The sequence below is a fragment of the Shimazuella sp. NTD247 genome, assembly GCF_059510415.1.
In genome coordinates this window covers 306,934-331,307 of sequence record NZ_JCAJZU010000004.1, presented here as the reverse complement: position 1 = coordinate 331,307, position 24,374 = coordinate 306,934, and the positions used below count along the sequence as shown (strand labels likewise).

The window sequence follows — 24,374 nt, the reverse complement described above, 5'->3', positions numbered from 1 at the left end:
CGTTAAATCCTCCCTTTTGCAAATTGATGGAGGAGTTGGATACCTAATGGTCCGCTTTTCTCTGGGTGAAATTGCATTCCGATGATGTTATTGCGGGCTACTATAGCAGTAACTTCGTCATGGTAATCTGTTGTCGCAATGACATCTTCCTCATTTTTCGCTTTTACATGGTAAGAGTGGACGAAATAAACATGACCTTCTTCTAAGCTTCCGAAAAGAGGATGCGGATGTCGAAACTTCATCCAATTCCAACCCATATGGGGAATTGGTAAATCTACTTCTAATCTTTGAACATGGCCTGCAAGTAAATTCAATCCACTGTAGTATCCATGTTCATCGCTACTTGTGAATAGTAATTGCATCCCGAGGCAGATTCCAAGCAGTGCTTTCCCTGCAATCGCTTCTTCGATAATGACTTTGTCTAATCCTCTTCTGTGTAACTCTTCCATGGCATCGCCAAATGCGCCAACACCTGGCAGGATTATTTTATCAGCATTTCGAATGGTTTCTACATCATCTGTAATAACATATTCATGTTCTAACCGCAAAAGCGCTTGACTCAAACTATATAAATTTCCCATTCCATAATCGATAATTGCAATCACCCTAACACCCCCTTGGAGGAAGGAACTCCTTTGATGCTTGGATCGATTCGTGTTGCTTCATGCAAAGCACGTCCGAGGGCCTTAAATAAGGATTCAATCATATGATGTGTATTTCGACCATAATGCAAAATAACATGCAAATTCATCTTACTTTCTAATGCCAGTTTCCAAAAAAACTCATGAACGAGCTCCGTATCAAAGCTGCCTACTCGATCGCTAGGAAAATCCGCACGGAATTCAAGGTGAGCTCTACCAGATAAATCGATGACTACTTGACCAAGAGATTCATCCATCGGGACAAACGCATTTCCATATCTGCGTATGCCTTTTTTATCCCCTAACGCTTGGTCAATTGCTCTGCCGATGCAGATTGCTGTGTCTTCAACAGTGTGATGATCATCAATATGAACATCTCCGATCGATCGAATAGCTAGATCAAACCTGCCATGTTTGGCGAATAAATCCAGCATATGTTCTAGAAAGGGAACCCCTGTATGTAGTGTAGCATTTCCTTCTCCATCCAACGATAAATTCACATCAACTTGCGTCTCTGTGGTTACGCGCTCCACATGACCTCTTCTATTCATGATTCTCCTCCGTCCGAATGCGAATAGAAGCAGCATGTGCTCCTAATCCTTCATGTTCTGCCAAGGTGATAACTTGCTTGGCATCTTGCTGTAGTGCCTCTTTACTATAAGCAATCAGACTTGTTTTCTTAATAAAAGTATCCACACTCAATGCGGATGAAAATCGGGCTGTTCCGCTGGTAGGCAGGACATGACTCGGCCCAGCCATATAATCTCCAACTGTCTCAGGACTCATCGCTCCTAAAAATATGGCTCCTGCATGTCGTACCTGTCCCAGCCATTCCCAAGGATGAGCAACCATAAGTTCTAAGTGTTCTGGAGCAATTTGATTCGAAATCGCTACTGCCTCTGGTATATTTTCCGTAATAATAATAGCACCGTTTTTATTTATTGATTCTGCGGCGATCTCTCCTCGATTCAATGTTAAAAGTTGCTTCTCCACTTCCTTTGCAACTTGTGCCGCTATGTTGATTGATGGTGTCAAAAGAATCGCAGCAGCTTCGGGATCATGCTCTGCTTGTGCCAGCAAATCTGCAGCGATATAAGCAGGATTTGCTTGATCATCGGCAATAATTACTACTTCACTTGGGCCTGCAATACTGTCTATCGCTACTTGACCATAGACAAGCTGTTTGGCTAAGGCAACAAATTGATTGCCAGGACCTACTATTTTATCAACCTTATCGATGCTTTCTGTACCATAGGCAAGTGCTGCGATCGCTTGGGCTCCTCCAACTTTATATATGTTATCAATACCTGCGATCTCTGCTGCTACAAGAGTGGTGGCTGGAATTCGGCCATCTTTATCTGGGGGAGTTACCATAATAATATCTTCAACACCAGCGACTTTTGCTGGAATCGCATTCATCAGTACAGATGATGGGTAAGCTGCTCTCCCTCCAGGAACATAGATTCCGACTCGATCTAATGGCCGAATGAGCTGGCCTAACATAGAACCGTTCTCTTCCATGTTCCACCAAGAGGTTCTGCGTTCCTTCTCATGAAACAGACGAATTCGATCTGCCGCTTTTCCCAATGCTTCTACAAAAGCAGAATCAACTGATTGTAATGCCACTTCTCTTTCTTTTTTCGTTACAAGAAACGAAGTTAATACAGCTCCATCGAATTTTTGCGTATAAGCGAAGAGGGCTTGGTCTTTGTTCTGGTGTACATCAGCAATAATTTGTTGGACAATCGGTAAAATTGCGTGATTATCTTGATTGTTTCTCACAGCAGGCTGCCATTCATCAGCTTGATAAATTTTCATATGTTTCTCCCCTCCTCTCAATATGTTGTTTCAATTGATCATAAAATTGATGAACGCGTTTATATTTCAATTGATAACTCGCCCTATTGGCAATCAAGCGGGAAGTCACTGTTGTAATCGTTTGTAACTCTACTAATCCATTTTCTCGCAAAGTCTGCCCAGTGGAAACAATATCAACGATCCTGTCTGCTAATCCAATTAAGGGAGCTAATTCAATCGAACCATTTAGCTTTACCACTTCTACTTGTTCACCAATACCGCGAAAATATTTTCCGGCGATGGAAGGATATTTCGTAGCAATTCGACCATTTACTTCTGCTTTATTAGGCAGACCAGCAACAGATACCCGGCAAGGGCTAATCTGCAAATCTAGCAATTCATATACGTTTCTTGATTCTTCCAGCAGTACATCTTTTCCTACAATTCCTAAATCAGCTACACCATACTCCACATAAGTCGCAACATCCATTGGTTTTGCTAAAAAGAATGCAAGCTGAGCTTCAGGTGCTGTAAGAATCAGCTTGCGTGTTTCTTTAGTCAAATCGATCGGAACTGGTATGCCTGCATCGGCTAAAATGCTCAGCGCTTCTTCATATATTCTGCCCTTTGGCATTGCTATCGTTAAGAGTTCCAATTCAGCTTTCCCTCCAAACAATATCTTTCTGGTTGTTATCCATTTGCAAAATTACAGTGTAACCATCTTCTCGTAATTTACCGGCTTGGAGTATTGCTTCTTTGCGCATAGACAGTGGGTAGTATAGTATTGTTTGCTTTGTTCTGCTTGAATCGATTTTGCTTGTTTGAATTAAATTATTCATTCGAAAAGCAAAACCAGTAGCTGGCAGTGCCCGACCAAATTGTTCATACAATTGATCATACCGCCCGCCACTTAAAATCGCAAAACCGACACCATCCGCAAAGCCTTCAAAATACATTCCTGTATAATAATCTATATTACCAAGCAGTCGAATATCCACACTCAGGTATGATGCATAACCATAGTCTTCAAGAATCTCCCAAATATGAATCAGTTGTTTCGCCGCTTCTACCACTTTTGCAGAAGTATGTGAAAGAAGAGGTCTTAAATACTCCTTCTTATCCAAGTTTCTGCACAGAAGTAAAAGTTCACTAACCCCTTGATCGTCTTCCAATTGTTGAAGGGTAGCTTCAAATCCAACATAATCTCGATTGCTAAGATATTGAGTCAATTCCAAACGCTTTTCTAAAGACGGGCATACTGATTCTAATAAACCAGCTAGCAGAGCAATATGACCGATGACCAAACGAAATGTAGAAGTTTCACAAGCCTGCAAAGCTGTAATCGCTAGAGCAACTAACTCTGCATCAGCTTTCACCCTGTCTTCGCCAATCAATTCTACACCGGATTGATATAGCTCTGCCCTTCTGCCTGCAGCTTTTTCCTGTGTCCGAAATACACTCGCATGATAAAATAATCGAAGCGGCAAGGACTCATGCTGTAAAAGGGAATTTACCATTCTGGCGATTGGAGCAGTTTGATCCGGACGAAGAACCAGCATAGCTCGTTCCTGACCGATGATGCGAAACATTTTCTCTTCAGAAATAGCACTGGCTTGACCGACAGTTTCCGCATATTCTACCATTGGTGTCATTACTTCTTGGTAACCCCAACTGGAAAATACGCGAGATAAACGAGTTTCTAACTCACGTTTTTTTCTTGTAAGAATAGGGGGAACATCTTGAAATCCTATTGGCTTTTCAAATGCTTCTGGACTCATTTTTCACCCTCGCTTTAGTATGTTAACGTGATAAAGTATTGTTAATTATTTTAACATAATACACTAATTATGGCTACTAAAGATACAAAAAGATACATCATTATTGTGAAGGATATATTGATGTTCTTAAGTGGGATCTATAGATGTTGGAATTTTCTAATATTAATATGAAGATGATATAATAGAAAGAGCATGACAAGTTGTTATGCATTTCGAATGAATGGAGTGCCAGTGCCTACAAAAAAATATATATCAAAGCGAAAAGACCCTGAGGTGATCGTAGAAAATCTTCCTGCAAATGCCGAGATCGTAGAGAGTGCTTTGGAAGATGAGATTTTGTGGGAGGACAAAGATTGTAAAATTATAATTAGTATTTGTCGTAACTGGAAAAGTATCGGATATAGAGGTCTTGTTACTTACATCGAGCATGACAAAACATTGAACCATCCTTTCGATGATCCAGTCATCTGCTCGATTCCTTTCACTAAACCTGATACCTATCGTCTCCGAGGGAATATAAAGCTCCATATTGGTAGGTAAAAAAACTGGGTACACGCAATGCGTGTACCCAGACTGCTTTTTCAAAATGAGGAGCTGATTTGATCAAGTATGTCCCCAATTGATTGAACTACTGTATCCAGACGATCAATATGCAGCCAGCTATGCCCTGCATCTTGTATAGCATTCTCTTTGTGGAAGAGAGTCAGCAAATTCCGTCTATTTATTATCTAAACTTCCTGTTGCATCGCATCCACCAATCCATTCGTCACAATCCAGTTTTAAATAATAGCTGCTGTAAACTTTGCTAAGATGATAGTGCTTTGTCCCTTTTGTACTTCCACTTTTAACGACCCTGCCATTATTTCCATCAATCACTTTAAATTTAAGTTTTGAACCATCCCAACTATAGACATTGACATTCAAGGTATGTTTGGACGAAGCATGAACCAGTTTTGTTCGGCAATGTTTTCCCCCATGAAGATGACAATCTGCTGATGCACCAAAAGCAATATTTGTTTGTAATACAAAGACAAATACCATGATCAGTGAAAATCGAAGAATTCGTAATGCTTTCTTCAAAAAATCACCCTTTCTTAGAAATTGATCAATAATACTCCTCTTCCATTTTTTAACATATTTTATATTATGATTGAAAATTATCAATATATTACGGATATTCGTGTTACACTACCCTTTTATCAAAGGAAGTGTCAGTGTTCTTCCTTTAGTACTTGTTGGCAGGGCGCGCAGATCTAATTTAACCCTATTAATTATAAATAATTAAATAGGTCCTATTTTTATTATTGTTTGGACTCAAAACATATCATGCTCACCTCTAAAGATGAGCAAAGTGCCTCCATCTGATCACCAATTACATTAATTTATTCCTATCTCTTTCTCGCTAACGTTTTTTTTCTGTGGTATGCTACTTTAGATATGTTGCACAGAAAGGACGCTATAAAGACATGGTGTATAAATCCTTGCGCAAATTACTTTTCCGAATGAATGCGGAACAAGCCCATACACTAACAATCCGTGGGCTGCAAATGATGCAGAGCACTCCTAGTATTCATAAATTTTTTCAAAATCGCTTTACTGTTGCTGATAAACGATTAACAAGTACCATCTGCGGACTTTCTTTCCCCAATCCAGTAGGGCTTGCCGCAGGTTTTGACAAGCATGCTAATGTGTATCCGGGATTAGCAGCCTTAGGATTTGGCTATATTGAGGTTGGTACATTAACCCCGCGGCCGCAAGCAGGAAACCCCAAACCTCGATTATTTCGATTGGTTGAAGATGAAGCCGTCATTAACCGAATGGGCTTTAACAATCATGGCTTAGAAGAAGCCAAACAATCCTTTCAAACTTTAAAAAGACCTTCCATCCCCATTGGGATTAATTTAGGAAAGAACAAAGATACCCCAAATGAACAAGCGAGCAGTGATTATCGACATGGGTTGATAAGTCTCTATGACTATGCAGATTATTTTGTGCTGAACGTTAGTTCTCCTAATACAGAAGGATTACGTGATTTACAGCATGTCGATGCGCTGCAAAAATTATTAACTTCTGTTTTATCTACACGCGATGAATTATTAAAAGAAACAAGTTCATACCGACCCGTATTTTTAAAAATTGCACCTGACCTGACAGCTGATCAACTGCAAGGAATTATTCATACTGCCGTAAAAACAGGAATTGATGGTATTATTGCCACAAATACCACCATTTCCAGAGATAAGTTGCATCCATCCTCTTTGACACAGGAAACTGGAGGATTGAGTGGACGACCGTTAACCAAAAAATCTACGGAATTTGTAAAACGTATCTATCAACTCACAGATGGAAAAATCCCCATCATCGGTGTCGGCGGAATATTCTCTGGGGAAGATGCATATGAAAAAATATGTGCTGGAGCGAGTTTGATTCAAGTTTATACAGGTATGATATATGAGGGTCCAGCGATCGCTCATAAGATCAATATGGAGTTATTGTCGATCTTTGAGAAACAAGGTATACATTCACTCGAAGAAGCTGTTGGTTCGAAAACAACTTGACAGAAGGCTTCTCTTTTCGGTATTGTAAAAAAAAAATATTCAGAATGCGTTGATGGAGAAAAGTATGTTTGATTGAAGTTAGTTTAGAGAGTAGGATTCTTGGCTGAAAAATCCTATCTGCTTCCAAACAGAACCCCGCCTCCTGAGCTACTCGTGAAAAACGAGTCGGTAAGAGCCGATAATCTCTACTTGAGTGGGTTTTATATATTTCTTATAAAACCAATGAAGGTGGTACCACGAAACCATTCGTCCTTCTCTAGGGCGGATGGTTTTTTTATCCATATATTGTCCAGAAATTTGAATTATACGGACAGGAAAGGAGATTCATGGTGAAAAGGATTGTTGTAAAAATTGGATCGAGCAGTCTAGTTAACACAGCGGGTACACTTTCAGCCGAAAAAGTAGAATTACTAGTAACCCAACTCACATTGCTTCATCAAATGAATTATCAAGTAATCCTAGTTACATCAGGAGCTGTTGCTGCAGGGTTAGGTGCATTGGGTTGGAATCGGACAACACTGACCATGCCTGAAAAACAAGCAGCAGCAGCTGTAGGACAATCCATTCTGATTCAACACTATCAACAAGGTTTTGCAAAACATAATATCCCTGTAGCTCAGTTATTACTCACCCGATCAGATATGGAAGACCGCAAACGTTTCATCCATATTCGCAATACGATTGAACCGTTATTACATCATCGCATTATACCGATTATCAATGAAAATGACACCGTTGCAGTCGAGGAAATCCGCTTTGGAGATAACGATACACTAGGTGCACTGGTAGCAATGGTTACTACTGCTAATCTCTATATCATGTTGTCGGATATCGATGGTGTCTATACTGCAAACCCAAAATTACAGAAAGATGCTAGATTAATCGATAAAATTGAAACAATCACCCCTGAACTATGGGAAATCGCAGGGGGACAAGGATCTTCTGTTGGTACAGGTGGAATGAAAACAAAATTACAAGCAGCGCAGATTGCTACAAAGTCAGGAGTCGCTGTTCATATTGCCAATGGCAGCCATCCTGATATTTTAAAACAAATTGTAGCTGGTCATTGTATCGGAACACACTTCATTGCTGATACTCCATTGAAAAAGAAAAAACCTTGGATTGCTTATGGAACAAGAGCGGAAGGAAGTGTAATCGTGGATACTGGTGCATTTGTAGCTTTGACAAAAGGACGTTCCAGCTTATTACTAGCAGGAATTGTAGAAACAAGAGGTTATTTTTTAGAAGGTTCTGTTGTAGAAATCATCTATGAAAATACAGCAGTAGGAAAAGGAATTACCCATTTCTCGAAAAGAGATATTGATCAACTTCTAGGCAAGAGACAAGAAGGAGAACCATTACCACTTTTGCCAGAAGTTATCCATCGCGATCAGCTTGTGCTACTATCAACAAAAAGGAGTGCATCCTCTTGCTCGATCAACTAACAACAAAAGCGAAAATCGCATCACGACGATTGGCTGCTGTATCGACTAATGACAAAAATAAAGCATTAGATCAGCTAAGCAAATCATTGTGGCAATATCGAGAAGCAATACTTGAAGCTAATAAAAAAGATATAGAAGCTAGCATAAAACAAGGATTGACTGAATCCAAACTAGATCGTTTACGACTTAATGAATCACGTATTGATGCCATGATAACGGGAATAAAGCAAATCATCGAACTCAATGATCCTGTTGGAGAAGTAATCCAAACTTTGACCCGCCCAAATGGTTTAAAAGTGGAACAAGTACGTGTTCCATTTGGCGTCATTGGAATGATTTATGAGTCCCGTCCTAATGTAACCGTTGATGCTGCCAGTCTGACTTTAAAAACAGGAAATGTAGTAATTTTACGTGGAGGAAAAGAAGCAATTCATACGAATATAGCCTTGGTGCAAGCATTGCGCAGCGGGCTTAGCCAAACCAACGTACCGGAAGATGCGATCCAAATTATCGAACAGACAGAAAGAAAAACCATCGAACAACTTATTCGCAGCAAATCTTCCGTGGACTTGATCATTCCCCGTGGCGGTGCAGGCTTAATCCAGTATGTACTAGAGCATTCGCTTGTTCCAGTCATCGAAACGGGTGTAGGCAACTGCCATGTTTACGTCGACCAAGAAGCAAATCCACAAATGGCACTTAATATCACAGTCAATGCCAAAGTACAGCGTCCATCCGTCTGCAACGCGATTGAGTCTCTCTTGGTGCATGAAGCGATCGCACCTGCGTTCCTTCGACAATTACTCCCTGTGCTTAAGGAAAAAGGAGTTACAGTACGAGGCTGTGAAAAAACAAAAACACTCTTTCCCAACATCGAAGAAGCTACTTCTCTCGATTTTGAAACGGAATACCTCGATCTCATGCTTGCTGTCAAAATTGTTGCAAACACAGAGGAAGCAATTGATCATATTGAAAAATATGGAACCAAACATTCGGAAGCAATCATCACTGAAAATACAGCAACGGCACAACATTTTCTCACATTAGTTGATGCTGCTGCCGTATATCACAATGCTTCTACGCGCTTTACGGATGGCTTTGAGTTTGGATTTGGGGCAGAAATCGGTATTTCCACACAAAAACTTCATGCCCGTGGACCAATGGGGCTTAAAGAAATCACCAGTTATAAATATGTGATTCATGGGGATGGGCAGATAAGAGAATAGGACGTATCCAAAATGGATATGTCTTTTTTTATATTTACACAGATTATTATCTGCGACGCCACTGGCTTCTAAAGGAAGGGACTTGCCAGAATCCTGAACCTGTCCAGCACAGTATTCAGCATCCCCGCCGTCCAGAAATTCGCTTGGATTTGCCATAGAAAACCCAATCTTCAATTCGCAGTTTTTCAGGTCTTGCTGCCAGTGCATCAACGACCGCTTTAACCAGCTCTTTCTTAGACTTAGACCTGAGAACCGCCATGTTGTCAGGGAATAGCTAATTGCTGTCAAAACTTATCTCACCATAAATTTTTCGGATATGATTTAATATGAATTATTTCTTCACTTGCATTGGATTCCCAATAACAAAAGATTTTGGCGGAACATCTTTGGAGACTATGGTACCTGCCCCAACTACTGCACCATCCCCAATGGTAACACCAGGAAGTATTGTCGTATTTGCTCCAATCATCACATTATCCCCGATCACTACATCTCCAACGCGATATTCATTGATCAAATATTCATGTGTTAAAATCGTAGTATTATACCCGATAATCGTATTTTTTCCGATTCTAATTTTCTCTGGATAGAGTAAATCAAACATCACAAAAAAAGCGATGGCAGTCTTCTCACCGATCTCTACTCCGGTCAATCCTCGATATAGGCTATTTTTCAATCGAAAAAAAGGAAGATAGCGGACTCCCCAACAAACAAGAGTATTCCGCAATACCTTCCAAAAAGAAATCGTTCGGTACATTTGCCACAAAGAGTTTGCACCTATGACAGAAAACCGCTCTGTTTTTCTAGTTATTGGTCTTCACCTCAGTTGTAACTGCTTGCGTTTTCACTTGTTTGGACGTAGCGTCTTCGGCTCTTTTTGTCACTCTTCTCCATACAACAAAACCGATAGCAACAAAAACAGTCAACAAACTAACGAGCTGCGCAATACGTATATTTCCACCTGCTAAGTGACCTGGAGGAAAAACTAACCCAAGCGGCGACCAAAGGATTTGAAGCAGGGAAGCCAGCCAGTCCGGACCATTAAATGCAAGGCTGTCCGTACGCAGGCCTTCAATAAAGAAACGCCCTATGGAATACCAAATCATATAAGAAAATAAGATTTCTCCTCGTTTGGGGACAACGAAGTATCGTAACAATAACAACACTCCAAATCCAACTAAATTCCAAAGAGATTCATATAAAAATGTCGGATGATAAGTAACTCCAGCGATCGTCATCTGATTGATAATCCAATTTGGAAGATGAAGATCGTGTAACACAGTTAGATTTACAGGTCCACCATGTGCTTCTTGATTGATAAAATTACCCCAACGGCCAATCGCTTGTGCCAGTAAAATACTTGGTGCCACAATATCAGCAAGCTGCAAAAAAGATAGTTTATGTTTTCTTATGTAAATATACCCTACTAAAAAGGCTGCAATCAGACCACCATGAATAGCCAGTCCACCTTGCCAAACTGCGATAATATCTTCCGGATGAGTCGAATAATACTCCCACTCAAAAAGCACATAATACAATCTCGCTCCAATAATTGCCGAAGGCAATACCCAAATCATCATATCCAATAACTTATCGGTATCAATACCTTGGCGTTTTCCTTCTAGAACTGCGAGATATAATCCTAGCAGTGCTGCTGAGCCCATAATAATGCCATACCAATGAATCTGGAGCGGCCCTAAAGAAACAGCAACCGGATCAATTACTAACATATAATTCTTCCTTTCCGAACATAACTCATAGTGCTCATTGTACAAGAAAAGAAACACAAAAGAAAATAGTGCAGGCAAAAAATCCTAGTAATCCGATCACACATAATAAAGATATTTTTTATCAAAACAGACAAATTTCATGTCGTATTGATAGGTTAAAATGTAAAAGGAGGGTGATTACTATGATAAATATAGAAACTTATTCAAATATAAATAAACAGATAAAAAAAGGTTACGATTGCTTGGAATGTGGTCATAAAACTTGCGTCTCTGCTAACGATGGAATCGGGACTTGCCAAACACCTGGATGCTTATATCAAAATCCAATCCAATTCGTTTATTACCCAAATTGGCAAGAGCCAAAAGTAAGTCGAGCAGGAAGGATGATTTTATTTTTCTAATTTACTCTTTTTCATCTAGCGAATTTTCTAACCTTGTAACAAACTGCTCTGCAGCATGATAGCCAAGTATCTTGGAGCGATAATTCATTGCAGCTACTTCAATTAAAACAGCTACATTTCGTCCGGGGCGAACTGGAATAGTAATTTTCGGGAGTTCTGTATCCATGATTCGAATTGTCTCTTCTGTCAATCCTAAGCGATCATATGGATAATTTTCCCGCCATGTTTCCAAACGAATAACTAGGGAAATATTCTTTTTATTGCGTACAGCACCAGCCCCAAATAAAATCATCACATCCATGATCCCTAAACCTCGGATTTCTAATAGATGTTTGATAATCTTTGGAGCAGTACCTGATAATTCTCCTTCTGTAACTTGCGTTATTTGTACAGCATCATCCGCTACTAGCATGTGTCCTCTTTTAATTAATTCCAAAGCAGCTTCGCTCTTCCCAATGCCGCTCTCTCCTGTTATTAAGACACCAATTCCATACACATCAACCAATACGCCATGAAGTGTAGAAACAGGTGCAAGCCTTTTTTCTAAATAATCGGTTACTTTTCCTGCGAACTTCGTTGTAGCAGTTTTGGTTCTTAGTAACGGTACACCAGCAACACTCGCTGCATCAACCAAATCATCAGGTGCAAATAAATTTCTTGTAATGCATATAGCTGGTACTTCCGGATGACAAATCTTTTTCATTCTTTCTTCTCGGATATCTGCTGATAAGCTGTCAATAAAGGAGAGTTCTGTCTTCCCCAACAGTTGTAATCTATCCACTGGATAGTAGGTAAAAAAACCGGCTAATTCCAAGCCAGGTCGATATAGATCACTAGTTTGGATCACTCTGTCTAAAGATACATCCTTCTCTATTAATTCTAAATCAAATTCTGCTTGTAATTCATCGATCTTTACGCCTGTACTCATCCAATTTCGCTCCATTCAAACCCATCATCAGATTTACTTGTAAATCTATCTGTGAGATCATGCAATATAGATAACTAGAGTTATAACGTATCTTATCACATTATCGACAAATATATCGAGAAACATGCTAAAATCAGTCTTATCTGCCCAAAGTAAGTAAATCTGTTCATCTTGAATTTCAAAGTAGATCTTTCAATCACGGGCAACTGTATGTGTCTATTATGTAACACTGAAGGAATTATTAATGAATATGACAAATCTATCTTAATAAAGAATAGTGTTCGAGGTTATATACACCTAAAGGAGTGTTCATGGTTGATACGGAAATTAGCTTGGCTAGTTATAATCGTTGGTGTGTTCTTAATGGTTTTTAATGGTTTTCAATGGTGGGATCAATTGCGAAGAGTCGTTTATGATCCAATCGCTTCAAAAAAAATAGCTGCAAACTGGGACGATCGAAAAGCCCAGACAGCTCTCAAAGAAGGCGTATCTAGTAATAATATAAAATTAAAAGTAAGCGGGCAAATTGGGGAACTCATTATCCCGCGAATGGGTGCTATTCTCCCAATTATTCAAGGAACAGACGACAATTCCTTGAAAAAAGGAGTAGGGCATTATGTCGGATATGGTACAGTAAACCCAGGGGAAACCGGACATGTGGTACTTTCTGGTCACCGTGATACTGTTTTTCGAGGGGCTGGAAAATTAAAAATTGGTGATAGACTGTATGTCAAATTTCACGGCAATGTGTATACGTATCAAATTCGAAAAACATGGATTACGAAAGCAGATGATCGAACCGTCATCGTTCCGATCCCAAAGCCAGTGCTAACATTAACTACTTGTTATCCGTTCGATTTTATCGGGAGTGCACCTGATCGGTATATCATTCGCGCAGAATTGATCGATGTACAAAAAGATAAAAATGTTGTGTAATATAAAAAATAAGCCAACTAGACTTGGCTTATTTTTTATATCTATGGAAGTATTAAGAAACTTATCCAATAAAGTTATCGAAATGATCTCCTATGAATTAACTAGGTTCAACGTGAATGTGGACATCATAAATGTCATATGTCTGAATCAATTCATTTTCTACCTCTGTCGAGATATCATGTGCATCTTGAATTGCTAAATCACCATTCACACATAAAACTATGTCCACCACGGCATTGTTTCCATAATTCCTTGCTTTTATTGCTTTAACTTCCGTTACTCCGTTCACACGCAAAATCGTTTCTTTGTATTCTTCGATTAAATTCTCATCATACCCATCCATGAGGTGATGTGTTGTCTCACGAAAAATATCCCATGCCGTCTTGCAAATCAAAATCCCTACGACAACAGCTGTAACGGTATCTAACCAGGCAATATGAAATTGAGAACCGACAATACCAACTACAGCACCAATACTCACATATGCATCAGAAAGATTATCTTTTGCTGCAGCCTTTACTGCTTGACTCTTTGTTTTTTCAGCCAACTTTTTATTATAAAAATAAACGGCATACATCATTGCAGCACAAAATAAACCAACCCAAGCAGATAATAAATCGGGAGCTGCTTCTTTTCCACCTATAATAGATGTGATACCTGTATACAACACTTGTATACCAACAGACATCATAATAAATGCTGCGACTTGAGAGGATACGGTTTCTGCTTTCCAATGTCCATATGGATGATCATCATCAGCTGGTTTTTGCGAAAACCGAAGGCCCATCAACACTGCTATGGAAGCGATAATATCGGTTGCGTTGTTCAGACCATCTGCTCGAAGCGCCTCCGAATTTGCCATATATCCAACTGTTAGTTTTAAAGCTGATAAAAATAGATACGCTATAATACTTATGATTGCGCCTTTTTCACTCTTTTTCAGATCTTCGTAGCGCTTTTGCTCCACCTAATCCTCTCCTTCCATTCACAAATGCTATCCCATTCTAACAGCCGAAGTTGAAGTGAGTCTAGAGAAATGTTTTTTTGTCCGTCATACAAAATAAACAACGCTCAAAATTGTTGGGATGAAGAAAAAAAGCACTTCGGTTGGTATTTATACAGATAGTGGGACGGAGTTACTTGCAAAACGAGTGCTCTGTCCCGGAAACCTGAATGTAAACAGAATGACACATAGATCAAGCTGCCATATAAACTGAATGGCAGCTTTTTATCTTGAGAGCTTTTTTTATCGCTCATTCTATGATAGAAAAAAAGGTATAAAACATATACATGCCTTATTATGATTTCAAAAAACAACGCTAAAAGGAGTTTCTCCATCTGGTATGATCGCCATTATACTTTTTTCTGGAGGGAGAGTAATGTTTAAAATTGGAGCCTTCTCCAAATTATCTGGCATTTCAATCAAAACACTTCGTTACTACGATCAAATAGACATTTTAAAACCAAAAATGATCGATCAAGCAACTGGATATCGTTATTATACCGCTACGCAATTGCTCACAATTAGAAGAATTCAGGCATGGAAAGAGCAAGGATTTACATTAGATCAAATCAAATCACTTCTACAAGCAAATATTTCTCCAAAAGAAGTAACAAATTCCCTACAAGAGAAGCAAGTAGAGATCCAAAATACAATTATCGAATTACAATCACAACTTGTAGAAGTAAATGAGAGAATCGCAAATATTAATCAGGAGAATCAGTATCCTGTATCTACTACTCCGGTAATAAAAAAAACAAATGATATATTAGTAGCTTCGATACGCGAATTCACACCAAAAAGTAATATGTGCTTGTTATTGGATGAACTAAAGCAGTATGTGGGAGATCATGGGGGAAATCCAAACGCAGATCTTATCGTTCATTGGTTTGGGACATTTCCAATTGATGATAAACCTGTCGATATGGAGGTTGCTATCCCCTTATCCAAAAAGATCCTCAATAATAACCGAGTGAATGTTTACCAAACTCCTGGTTTTACAAAAGCAATCTCGCTTATCGCTGACTCCAATCCATATCATCATTCGGATGAAATATGGAAAGAACTAAAGAAATTTATTGATCTCCACCAATTGAAAATTAATACTGATTTACCAATTCGAGAACATTATCTATCTGGTGACAAAGAAGTAATTGGTTCAAAAAGAAAAACCGAATTGTTAATCCCCATTTTCTAATGCTTTCTTCAAAAAAGAAAGTTTTATTGTTTTCTTTCTTGACTCTCCCCTTAGGTGGAGGTTGTAGAGTATAAATATCGAAAGAAATGAACTGACTCAGGAGGAAAAACAAATGAAACCTTTACATGGAAAAATAGCATTCGTAACCGGGGGAAGCAGAGGAATAGGAAGAGGAATTGCCTTGCGCCTTGCAAAAGATGGAGCAACAGTAGCAGTTCACTATGGATCTAACCAAAACAAAGCAGAAGAAGTAGTACACCAAATAATACAAAATGGCGGACAAGCTTTTGCTATAAAAGCAGATCTTAGTAAATCAACAGAAACAATCCAATTGGTACAAGAATTTCAAGACCAATTAGTACAACTTACAAACAACAAGCAGTTTGATATTCTTGTAAACAATGCAGGCATTGGTACTTCACAGTCTTTTGAAAAAACAACAGAAGACGAATTTGATCAATTGTTCGCAGTCAATGTAAAAGCACCTTTCTTTTTAACACAAAAATTGCTCACTTCTATACGAGACGATGGAAGGATTATCAATATATCATCAGGTGTGACACGGATCCCCTTTCCAAATATTATGGCCTACAACTTGACAAAAGGAGCGCTAAACACATTTACTATGCAGTTGGCCCATTTGCTCGGATCGAGAAAAATCACAGTAAATGCAGTTCTGCCAGGAATAATCGATACCGATATCAATGCTTCTTGGTTACATACACCAGAAGGCCAATCCATGGCAAAAAATATGGCAGTATTGGGTAGGGCCGGGGAGGCTTCTGATATCGCAGATGTTGTAGCATTCCTAGCATCCAATGATGCTCGTTTTATTACTGGAGACATGATCGATGTAACAGGCGGCGGACATGCTTAATGAAAATATCAGGAGCCCCCTCTGCTGAGCAAGAGGGGGCTCATCTACATCCCTAGTGAATTCCGTACAGATTCGGGAGGTATGACATCCACTCCCAAAACGCTTCCATCCGACGCCGCTTGAGATCCTGTTCAAGCAATTCGATCAGGTTTGGCCAGAGCTTCTCACCGCTCTTCCTGAGCTTCTTAATCGCTCGTTTGTTCAGAGCGACAAACAGCAGACATCTTGTTTCCTCACGCTGCTTCTCACCGAAACCATCGATGACATCGGAGACAGTGAACGAGTCATCACCATCACCACACCAGATCCAGTTGACATCACCCTTGTCTCCTTCAAAGGAGGCAAAAGCGATGGAACCAGTGATGCGGTGAGAACAGATACCGGTTTCTTCCCAGAGTTCTGCTGCACCGTTTGCAGCCAGTGGATCGTCTGCCTTAGCATGATAGTTGTCCAGCACTCCGCCAGCCACGGTGTACAATCCATCACGCTTGCGAACCTCAAGCACCCAGTACTTGCGGCCCCAACCGAAATGAATATGATCGTGCCAGTTCTTCACCTTTCCACGCTTTACAGCCACTACCTCAGGCTGATTGGTGAAAACAGGCTTACAGTCACAGAGATCACCTTCACCCCGATGCTTTTTCAGCAGATAACACGTCTGCCTCAGTTCACCCTTGATCTTGCCGTCACGAATGACGATCTGCCGGCGTGACACCTCTTCGTCAAAGCTAACAGGCGTGACAACTCCGTTTACACCCTTGAACGAATTTTCCAAGTGGATGAGCCTCAGCTTCTGCTTAAAGGTCAGCGTGTATTCGGGAAGCTCCTGGCCGCCCTTCAGGACCACCTTCGTCCCTTTCGGAAGACGAACAATGCGACGCTTTCCCGGCTCGATAACGTTGTACATGATACTCCTAAGGAGTGCAGTGAATAGATATTTTTATTTTAACATAAAAAATGCCCTTCATTCTCGTCGGAAGAAGGACATTGTGTATTTAACTTTATAGATAACATTACAGTTTATTTTTAATAACCAGTGAATGTACCTTTTGCTTTTCCAAAAGGACCTTCTATTCTCAGTTCTAAATAATAAGATCCTGCCGGCACTTTAATCGATCCGGATTTTCTACTTCCAGCTGTGTACAGAACTTTGGATACAAAAATTTTCCCTTTACTATTTTTTATGTAGACACGAACATCGGGACCACTATAACTTCTAGCGTCATAACTGATCTTTGTTGATCTTTTTGTCGTAAATTCAGATGTACGGCAAAAAGAAGGAACATTATCTACGGTACAAGAGTCTTGATAAGCAGCTGAAGCTAGATTGAAATTTGGGGTAAATAGACTAACAGAGACGATAAAACATAGGATAATTATCGTTAGCAAAGACCAATTTCTTTTCACAAAAATCTCTCCTTTGGAAATATATAACGAGACATAACTCAATTATACTATTTACCCATAATTTTGAATATATGTAATAATGAATTTATAAGGCATTCCCTTGGATGCCTTATTTCCTTATTGTGATTAATTCATTTGTTAGACCATAGCATCTTTCATTTGTGACCAGTATCGACCACGAACAATGAGAAAGCTAATTAACTGCACCAAGAAGAAACAACCAATAGAGATAATGGTAGGAAGGAAAAAAGTATTCCAATTTGCACATTGACTACTCTTTTCATTTCTTTCGAAGTCATGCGACATAAATATTAAGTGTATTTTCATCAATAATATCTCTTCAATCCCAAAATTTGTCCAATAAACAATCGTGACTGACAACCATCGATTCGTTACGTAGGAGCACTTCCAACAACTGTACTTCTTTATAGTCCAAATCTATTTCTTTATATTGTCGAGATAGTTTCAATTTTTCTGGTAATAAAGTAAGATCAGCAACCTGTATCCTATGGTGGGAGTTTGTTATATTTCAAAAATATTATCGCAAAACGACTCTTTAATTTTTGCCATTGGCAGTTTATCCAAGTTTCATTAAAAACCTCGCAAAATTAAGAGTTTAACTTAGAGTACTTTCCCGCCATACAGAAGAATCCGAACTCAATATTGAAGGAATGAGTTTACATAATGGTTCTGGTTCTAATTGTTTATAAACCTTGGGTTTTTTGAGCAACCATGAAACGGACAATTGCTATATTAAGATGATGAATTGTTGACGAAATAAAAAAGCCGAATTCCAAAAACAATGAGATGACAAACAGCAAAAATAAATAGCAGGAAACATACGCTGGGCATCATAAAGTATATCCCAGTCCATGAAATTACACGTCCTGCCCCAATAAAAGTTAAAAGCTGCGGCAGAAAAACAAACAGCAGGAAAGGGAGAAAATGCATACTCAACCAAAAAATCGCAACTACTTTCGATCGAGGGACTTTTCTTTCATACCAGTTTTTCCTTTTTATGATACTTTTTATTGCCCAGGCAATAGTGACTAAAATACATATTGCTACGATTAGCTCTGACCATTGATTGGAGAAAAAAGTATCTGAAGCAGGTTTGTTTGTTAAAATATTGGTGATTCCATTTGTAAAAGATGTATAATCTACAAATGCATTTAAACCGCTATTAAATAAAACTACTACCCCTAATCCTTCCTCTGGCCTGATGATCTCTTCCGCCTTATATGTCCACAGTATTCCAGTGTGTTGGATTTGCAGTTTTCCTTTATCCGACTTTTGAATGTCCCAGCCCATTCCATAGTTTACATTTGGATTATTGGAGGCGTGTGTTTGTTTCATACCCTCTGCACTTAAAATTTGCTTATCTTGAAATTTCCCATAATTACTTTGAACCAGTAACCATTTTGCCATATCGTTTGCTGTGGAAACCATACCGGCCGGCCCTTCAATAAACCACTTTGGTTCCTTTGCTTCTACCGGCTGACCAAACAAAAAGTAATGTCCCTTTGCAAGATTTGAAGTATTTTCCATGTCATCAGTAGAACGGAATCCTTTTGTTTCCGTCATATTTAACGGGAGGAAAATATGTTTTTGTAAATAATCTGCGAACTTCTCTCTGCTCACCATTTCTACTAAATAAGCTAAGAGAATATAGTTTGGATTGTGATAGTGATACTCCTTTCCAGGTTCACTTGCTAACGAAACAGAATGCAGGTGCTGGAGAAACTGATGAAACGATTTAGGTTGTGGATCAAGAGTCATATCAGGATTGACCTGATCGGTTAATCCACTTGTATGTTGCAACAGTTGTCTAACCGTAATCTGTTTTCCCCTCGAGTCAGCTAATTGAAAGTCAGGAATATAAGTCACTACTGGATGATCCAATTGAACTTTGCCTGCTTCTACTAATTGCATCACAGCCATTGCTGTAAAAGCCTTACTCAGTGAAGCAACCGCAAATGGTGTATGAGCAGTAATTGGTTGATTATTGTTTGTATACCCATATCCTTTGGTAAAAATCACTTTGTTATGGTATGTTATCGCTACCGAAAGTCCAGGAATATGATTTTCATTCATATTATTCTGAATATATTGATCAATTTGTTCTATTTGACTCTTTGTTTCTGCATAAATAGGTTGAACTTGCCAATGAAATAAAACAAAGCTTGCTAATATGCACGAAAAAACTGCCTTCCAAAAAAAATCCATGAAGATTCCTCCTACTCAACATCTATTTGATCTAGGCTGCGAATGCTTAAAAAAGCTAATACGATCCCTAATAATAACCAGCATAAACTAATGTACATCGTTGTTATAATTGATTCACTATCATAAAACTCACTGCTGGCAACTGTAATAAAAATTGGAGAAATAATAGTTGCAGCTATTGATTTACGAAGCATTCCGATGAAAAAATTTACCAAACTAATACCAACTGCTGACACAGAGAGCAAAAGAATAAAAATACATTCTTCTTTGAATATAGGCATATTTAACGAAAAATATGGGTGATGAAAAGAAAATGCTCCAATTAAAATAAAACTCGCAGTCATAGTTGAAGACAGCGCAAATAAACAAATAAAGCTTACCTTCGATAACATGATTGACTTGCGCAGATGGGGATAGGAAAACAACACTGTAATGGTACGATTACGATATTCATCCAACACGATTTTAACGATTAGTATCGATGTTATGGTGAGAAAAACAGTATGCACATAGAGATGAACATCTGCAAAGGCGCGATGATGGTCGGTATACGAGATGCGATGTCCTCCGTTGTTATATACACACCAAAAAATCAATGCAGGAATCACACCAACAGAGATCCATAACAATGTTTTTAACTGTACTTTCCGATATTCTAGCTTGATCAATTTAAACATAGCTGTTTCCTTCTTGTATGATCTCCATGAAATATTCTTCCAGTGATTGTTCTCTTTTAATTAGCGTTTCTAAACCAATATCATTTTTGACCAATACCTTCGATATTTCAACAGGAGATACCCCATGTTGGTATATACGAATTTTATTGCCATCAAATACTTTAAAATTAGAGATACCTAGCTTATTGTCCAACACATATGAAGTTTTTGTACTGTCTGTAACAATGATTTCTATAAACTCACTCTGTTTTGAACGTAAAACGGACATCCCCGCTTCTTTTACCATTGTTCCATTTTGGATGATTCCGATCGTATCTGCTATTTGTTCAATTTCTGATAAAATATGACTGGAGATCAACAACGTCATACCATATTCCTTATTTAACATGCGAAACAATTCTCGTTGTTCTTGAATACCGATTGGATCTAAACCATTTAATGGTTCGTCTAATAGGAGTAATTCCGGTTTGGTACTAATTGCTCTCGCAATTCCTAATCGCTGTTTCATCCCAAGTGATAAATATTTGCATACTTTCTCTTTTGTTTCCGTTAATCGAGTGAGCTCCAATACTTTATCGATCCAGTTTTTATCATAGTAACCCATATATTCACAATGAATCATCAAATTTTCTTTCACTGTCAGGTGCTCATACATAACTGGAAACTCGATAACGCTGCCTATACGCTTTCGTATTTCATGAGAAGAAAAAGTAAGATCCTCACCAAATATTTCCATTCTCCCACTAGTCGGATAAAGTGTTTGCGTGATCATTCGCATGACGGTTGTTTTTCCTGCGCCATTTGAACCTAAAAAACCATAAATTTCCCCTTGTTTTACATTCATATGAAAATCGGTAATAATATGTTTTCTATTCATTACTTTGCCTAGATTGTCTGTGTATACGACTCTTTGCATTATTTCCTCCTCCCGCTCTTGAAACTAATCCAAGCATAACAAGCAGATCTTGCTTTTATCATTCAAAAACCTTACGAAAACCTTACTTTAACAACGCAAATCGTATCGTGAATGCTGTACAGTCGTACGGTTTACTGCTGACCTGAATAGAGCCATTTAATTTCCCCACTAAACGCTTCGTAATCGTTAAACCCAATCCGCTGCCTTGATTTATCTCACTTCTAGCATCGTCCATTGTATATAACCTTTCAAAAATCTTTGTCTGCTCTTTTTCACTTATGCCTTTTCCTTGATCCCAAACATCAATCCACGCATACTGTTTATCACTTCGAAGTCTCAATCCGATTATGTTTCCATCGGAACCATAACGAATAGCATTGGACAGCAAGTTTTTTAAAATACGATCCAATGCATCGGCATTACTTTCTATAAAAATAGGATTTTTCGGTATATCTATCTTCACTTCCATTCCATTGGATGTGATCTGATCATAGAAAAACAGGATATTTTCTTTACATATTTCATTGAGATTTGTTTTTGTGAGTGGAAATACCATATCATTTGATTCTATTTTTGCTAGATCAAAAAATTGATTCATTCTTTTGAGCATCTGTTGTGCTTTCGTGTGTACTTTTGCTATCAGTCTTTTTTGTGTAGTTGAGAACATAGCATCTTCATCGGATAACATTTCTACATTTCCAAGAATAACAGTCAATGGTGTTTTTAGATCATGGGACATGTTCGTATGCAATTTACGTATGGACTTTTCCAACTCATGATATGTTCGGGCAGTTTTACTATTTTGCTCAAGTAAGCGATTGACCCCAACAAGCAGTGAAATTATTTTTTTATCTTCTGTAAAAAGCCGAATCATTTCATTAGAATTACTCTCTATTATTTTGTCTAGCTTTTGCGATATGTAGTCGAGATTTCGGTCTCTTTGTTGCTTTTGATGATATATAAACAAAGTACTACAGAGTAATAGAAGATTGATGACAAGCAAAAAAGATAACATTTAAAAATCTCCCATCCGATAACCAATACCCCATATCGTTTTTATATACCGAGGAGAAGAAGGATCTTCTTCTATTTTTTCACGCAACCGGCGAATATGCACTTGAATCGCATTTTCATCCATAAAAAAATCTTCGTTCCATATGAGTCGATAGATGTGTTCTTTGGAAAATGCCCGTTTTGGTTCGGACATAAACAATGTTAATATTTGCAGTTCTTTCGCTGTCAAACGGATTTCTTCGCCACATTTATAAACACTGCAATTATCTAGGTCTAATACTAGTTCTCCAATGGTTATTTTTTTGCTTTTTTCCGGTTGTCCATACTTTGTTGCCCGTCTCAGACCTGCCTTTACTCTCGCAGATAGCTCAATAAGGGAAAATGGTTTAGACAAATAGTCATCTGCACCAAAACCAAGTCCCAATGCCTTATCCAAATCACTATCTTTTGCAGATAAAATCAGAACAGGGACAAAGCTATTTTCTCTAAGTTGTTTTAATACTTCCAAACCATCCATACCTGGAAGCATCAAATCCAGTAAGATCATATCAAACGATTTTGTTTGGATTATTTGACAGGCTTCCATTCCATCTGCGATATGGTGCAGATTCATCCCTTCTTTTTGCAGAAAGTGCATCACCATTTCTGCGATTTCTCTATCATCTTCTACAAGGAGAATATTTTCATTCACCTTTCATCCCTCTCGATTCTGTATATATACTATCAAGGCTTCGCTACAAGCAATCGCAAAGCTCCTACAAATTCAGCTTGCTTTCGAAAGTGGCCATATTTTTTATCCCATGCTCCTGACTCTATCTCTCTAGCTAACTTCGCTACATATTGCGCTTCTAATTGGTCATTTAAAAATCCCCATGCTGATTGGGCAAGTCTCACTTCTTTTGCTAAAAAAGCTTCTGGCCTACCATAGAATGCTTCTTGAAAGCCGTCCGTACAGTCGAGAGGAATTGGGATTTTATGCACCTCTACATGCCCTCCCAGAATATCCTTTAGTTTTTCCATAGAAGGGTAGCGCTGTCTTTCTATGTCTATTAACTCCGGGAAATAGTGAACATTCCAGAACTCGTCCAATGCATCAGGATCAAAAGTTAATATTACAATTTGCTCCTTGGTTACACGTCTTACTTCTTGTAAACCTGCCTTCATGTCTGGCCAATGATGCACAGTAACCATTGCCATAGCAGCATCGAAAGCATCGTCATCAAAAGGAAGATGATCTGCAAAAGCATGCACAGCTGGTACTTTGCCATGAACTGCTCTTTGCGACCGCATCACGATGGATGGCTCCACTGCAATGACATAGCGATCTGTTGGTTCATAAGACCCTGCACCTGCTCCAATATTGATCACTGTATTCGCTGCACCCAAGGCACGATGGACATAAGCGGCAATTCTGGGATCCGTTTGACGGATAGAAGCGTAGGAGTGTCCATGTTCATCGTATGCAAAAGCTGGATTGGTAATTTTCATCATATAGTGCCTCCTATTTTCGTTTAGTCTTATATTCATTTTACAACTTTTTAAAGACTGATTTTCTTATTTAAAATTGTTTCTATTCCTAATGGATCATATAATAGAATTACGAATCAACTACTCCATCC

At 38.7% G+C, this 24,374-nt stretch carries 27 protein-coding genes and 1 other annotated feature; of the genes, 8 read left to right on the top strand and 19 right to left on the bottom strand.

What is annotated here, in order from left to right; all coding sequences use genetic code 11:
* Positions 1–2: 2 nt before the first annotated feature.
* The 5 genes from hisH to hisZ are packed head-to-tail and all read right to left on the bottom strand — an operon-like array spanning position 3 to position 4,216.
* Positions 3–605 (bottom strand): imidazole glycerol phosphate synthase subunit HisH, encoded by a 603-nt coding sequence (gene hisH, locus AC5WOC_RS12430; protein ID WP_496055731.1) that lies wholly within the window; start codon positions 603–605, stop codon positions 3–5.
* Positions 602–1,192, bottom strand: coding sequence for an imidazoleglycerol-phosphate dehydratase HisB (hisB, locus tag AC5WOC_RS12425; RefSeq protein ID WP_496055730.1), 591 nt, complete (start codon positions 1,190–1,192; stop codon positions 602–604). Before hisB ends, hisH begins: the two co-directional genes overlap by 4 nt.
* Entirely contained in the window at positions 1,185–2,459 is a 1,275-nt protein-coding gene (gene hisD, locus AC5WOC_RS12420; protein ID WP_496055729.1) for a histidinol dehydrogenase, read from the bottom strand. Before hisD ends, hisB begins: the two co-directional genes overlap by 8 nt.
* Positions 2,440–3,072, bottom strand: a complete 633-nt coding sequence (gene hisG, locus AC5WOC_RS12415; protein ID WP_496055847.1) for an ATP phosphoribosyltransferase — start codon at positions 3,070–3,072, stop codon at positions 2,440–2,442. The genes hisD and hisG overlap by 20 nt, the downstream gene beginning before the upstream one ends.
* Positions 3,073–3,094: 22 nt before the next feature.
* Entirely contained in the window at positions 3,095–4,216 is a 1,122-nt protein-coding gene (gene hisZ, locus AC5WOC_RS12410; RefSeq protein ID WP_496055728.1) for an ATP phosphoribosyltransferase regulatory subunit, read from the bottom strand.
* A 231-nt stretch (positions 4,217–4,447) separates the two neighbouring features.
* Between hisZ and AC5WOC_RS12405 the strand changes: the two genes are divergently transcribed.
* Positions 4,448–4,756 carry a hypothetical protein gene (locus tag AC5WOC_RS12405; protein WP_496055727.1) on the top strand — a complete coding sequence of 103 codons (309 nt, stop codon included), beginning with the start codon at positions 4,448–4,450 and terminating at the stop codon, positions 4,754–4,756.
* 177 nt (positions 4,757–4,933) lie between these two features.
* Here the strand turns inward: AC5WOC_RS12405 and AC5WOC_RS12400 are convergent, their stop codons facing one another.
* Positions 4,934–5,296, bottom strand: a complete 363-nt coding sequence (locus AC5WOC_RS12400) for a hypothetical protein (protein WP_496055726.1) — start codon at positions 5,294–5,296, stop codon at positions 4,934–4,936.
* A 389-nt stretch (positions 5,297–5,685) separates the two neighbouring features.
* Here AC5WOC_RS12400 and AC5WOC_RS12395 point away from each other — a divergent pair, with 389 nt between their 5' ends.
* The 3 genes from AC5WOC_RS12395 to AC5WOC_RS12385 all read left to right on the top strand — a co-directional run bounded on the left by AC5WOC_RS12395 (position 5,686) and on the right by AC5WOC_RS12385 (position 9,445).
* Entirely contained in the window at positions 5,686–6,774 is a 1,089-nt protein-coding gene (locus tag AC5WOC_RS12395; RefSeq protein ID WP_496055846.1) for a quinone-dependent dihydroorotate dehydrogenase, read from the top strand.
* 40 nt (positions 6,775–6,814) lie between these two features.
* Positions 6,815–7,031: a binding site (T-box leader), on the top strand.
* Positions 7,032–7,103: 72 nt separating this feature from the next.
* A complete protein-coding gene (gene proB / locus AC5WOC_RS12390) occupies positions 7,104–8,219 on the top strand; it encodes a glutamate 5-kinase (RefSeq protein WP_496055725.1) in 1,116 nt (371 codons plus the stop codon).
* Positions 8,204–9,445, top strand: coding sequence for a glutamate-5-semialdehyde dehydrogenase (locus AC5WOC_RS12385; RefSeq protein ID WP_496055724.1), 1,242 nt, complete (start codon positions 8,204–8,206; stop codon positions 9,443–9,445). The genes proB and AC5WOC_RS12385 overlap by 16 nt, the downstream gene beginning before the upstream one ends.
* Positions 9,446–9,776: 331 nt before the next feature.
* Here AC5WOC_RS12385 and AC5WOC_RS12380 read toward each other — a convergent pair whose 3' ends face one another.
* The gene (locus AC5WOC_RS12380) at positions 9,777–10,202 is read right to left on the bottom strand and encodes an acyltransferase (RefSeq protein ID WP_496055845.1); all 426 of its coding nucleotides are present in this window, start codon (positions 10,200–10,202) and stop codon (positions 9,777–9,779) included.
* A 46-nt stretch (positions 10,203–10,248) separates the two neighbouring features.
* Positions 10,249–11,175, bottom strand: a complete 927-nt coding sequence (gene lgt / locus AC5WOC_RS12375; protein WP_496055723.1) for a prolipoprotein diacylglyceryl transferase — start codon at positions 11,173–11,175, stop codon at positions 10,249–10,251.
* A 182-nt stretch (positions 11,176–11,357) separates the two neighbouring features.
* On the opposite strand from lgt, the gene AC5WOC_RS12370 reads away from it, so the two are divergent.
* Positions 11,358–11,576: a hypothetical protein gene (locus tag AC5WOC_RS12370; protein ID WP_496055722.1), complete on the top strand. Its 219-nt coding sequence runs from the start codon at positions 11,358–11,360 to the stop codon at positions 11,574–11,576.
* A gap of 1 nt (position 11,577) precedes the next feature.
* On the opposite strand, the gene hprK is transcribed toward AC5WOC_RS12370, so the two are convergent.
* On the bottom strand, positions 11,578–12,504 hold the full coding sequence (gene hprK / locus AC5WOC_RS12365) for an HPr(Ser) kinase/phosphatase (RefSeq protein ID WP_496055721.1): 927 nt from the start codon (positions 12,502–12,504) through the stop codon (positions 11,578–11,580).
* Positions 12,505–12,819: 315 nt separating this feature from the next.
* On the opposite strand from hprK, the gene srtD reads away from it, so the two are divergent.
* The gene (gene srtD, locus AC5WOC_RS12360) at positions 12,820–13,440 is read left to right on the top strand and encodes a class D sortase, LPxTATN-specific (protein WP_496055720.1); all 621 of its coding nucleotides are present in this window, start codon (positions 12,820–12,822) and stop codon (positions 13,438–13,440) included.
* A gap of 97 nt (positions 13,441–13,537) precedes the next feature.
* Here the strand turns inward: srtD and AC5WOC_RS12355 are convergent, their stop codons facing one another.
* Positions 13,538–14,407: a cation diffusion facilitator family transporter gene (locus AC5WOC_RS12355; protein ID WP_496055719.1), complete on the bottom strand. Its 870-nt coding sequence runs from the start codon at positions 14,405–14,407 to the stop codon at positions 13,538–13,540.
* Between the two features lie 412 nt (positions 14,408–14,819).
* Between AC5WOC_RS12355 and AC5WOC_RS12350 the strand changes: the two genes are divergently transcribed.
* Positions 14,820–15,638, top strand: coding sequence for a MerR family transcriptional regulator (locus AC5WOC_RS12350; protein WP_496055718.1), 819 nt, complete (start codon positions 14,820–14,822; stop codon positions 15,636–15,638).
* Between the two features lie 112 nt (positions 15,639–15,750).
* Positions 15,751–16,515, top strand: a complete 765-nt coding sequence (locus tag AC5WOC_RS12345; protein WP_496055717.1) for an SDR family oxidoreductase — start codon at positions 15,751–15,753, stop codon at positions 16,513–16,515.
* A 52-nt stretch (positions 16,516–16,567) separates the two neighbouring features.
* Here AC5WOC_RS12345 and AC5WOC_RS12340 read toward each other — a convergent pair whose 3' ends face one another.
* The 9 genes from AC5WOC_RS12340 to AC5WOC_RS12300 form a co-directional block, all read right to left on the bottom strand.
* The gene (locus AC5WOC_RS12340; protein ID WP_496055716.1) at positions 16,568–17,422 is read right to left on the bottom strand and encodes a hypothetical protein; all 855 of its coding nucleotides are present in this window, start codon (positions 17,420–17,422) and stop codon (positions 16,568–16,570) included.
* A gap of 119 nt (positions 17,423–17,541) precedes the next feature.
* Entirely contained in the window at positions 17,542–17,922 is a 381-nt protein-coding gene (locus AC5WOC_RS12335; protein WP_496055715.1) for a hypothetical protein, read from the bottom strand.
* A gap of 138 nt (positions 17,923–18,060) precedes the next feature.
* Positions 18,061–18,249, bottom strand: a complete 189-nt coding sequence (locus AC5WOC_RS12330) for a hypothetical protein (protein ID WP_496055714.1) — start codon at positions 18,247–18,249, stop codon at positions 18,061–18,063.
* A 426-nt stretch (positions 18,250–18,675) separates the two neighbouring features.
* Positions 18,676–20,148 (bottom strand): serine hydrolase domain-containing protein, encoded by a 1,473-nt coding sequence (locus AC5WOC_RS12325; protein ID WP_496055713.1) that lies wholly within the window; start codon positions 20,146–20,148, stop codon positions 18,676–18,678.
* An 11-nt stretch (positions 20,149–20,159) separates the two neighbouring features.
* Positions 20,160–20,825, bottom strand: a complete 666-nt coding sequence (locus AC5WOC_RS12320) for an ABC transporter permease (RefSeq protein ID WP_496055712.1) — start codon at positions 20,823–20,825, stop codon at positions 20,160–20,162.
* Positions 20,818–21,741 (bottom strand): ABC transporter ATP-binding protein, encoded by a 924-nt coding sequence (locus tag AC5WOC_RS12315; protein ID WP_496055711.1) that lies wholly within the window; start codon positions 21,739–21,741, stop codon positions 20,818–20,820. Before AC5WOC_RS12315 ends, AC5WOC_RS12320 begins: the two co-directional genes overlap by 8 nt.
* Positions 21,742–21,823: 82 nt before the next feature.
* Positions 21,824–22,756: a sensor histidine kinase gene (locus AC5WOC_RS12310; RefSeq protein ID WP_496055710.1), complete on the bottom strand. Its 933-nt coding sequence runs from the start codon at positions 22,754–22,756 to the stop codon at positions 21,824–21,826.
* On the bottom strand, positions 22,757–23,446 hold the full coding sequence (locus AC5WOC_RS12305) for a response regulator transcription factor (protein ID WP_496055709.1): 690 nt from the start codon (positions 23,444–23,446) through the stop codon (positions 22,757–22,759).
* 32 nt (positions 23,447–23,478) lie between these two features.
* The gene (locus AC5WOC_RS12300; RefSeq protein WP_496055708.1) at positions 23,479–24,246 is read right to left on the bottom strand and encodes a class I SAM-dependent methyltransferase; all 768 of its coding nucleotides are present in this window, start codon (positions 24,244–24,246) and stop codon (positions 23,479–23,481) included.
* Between the last annotated feature and the right edge of the window lie 128 nt (positions 24,247–24,374).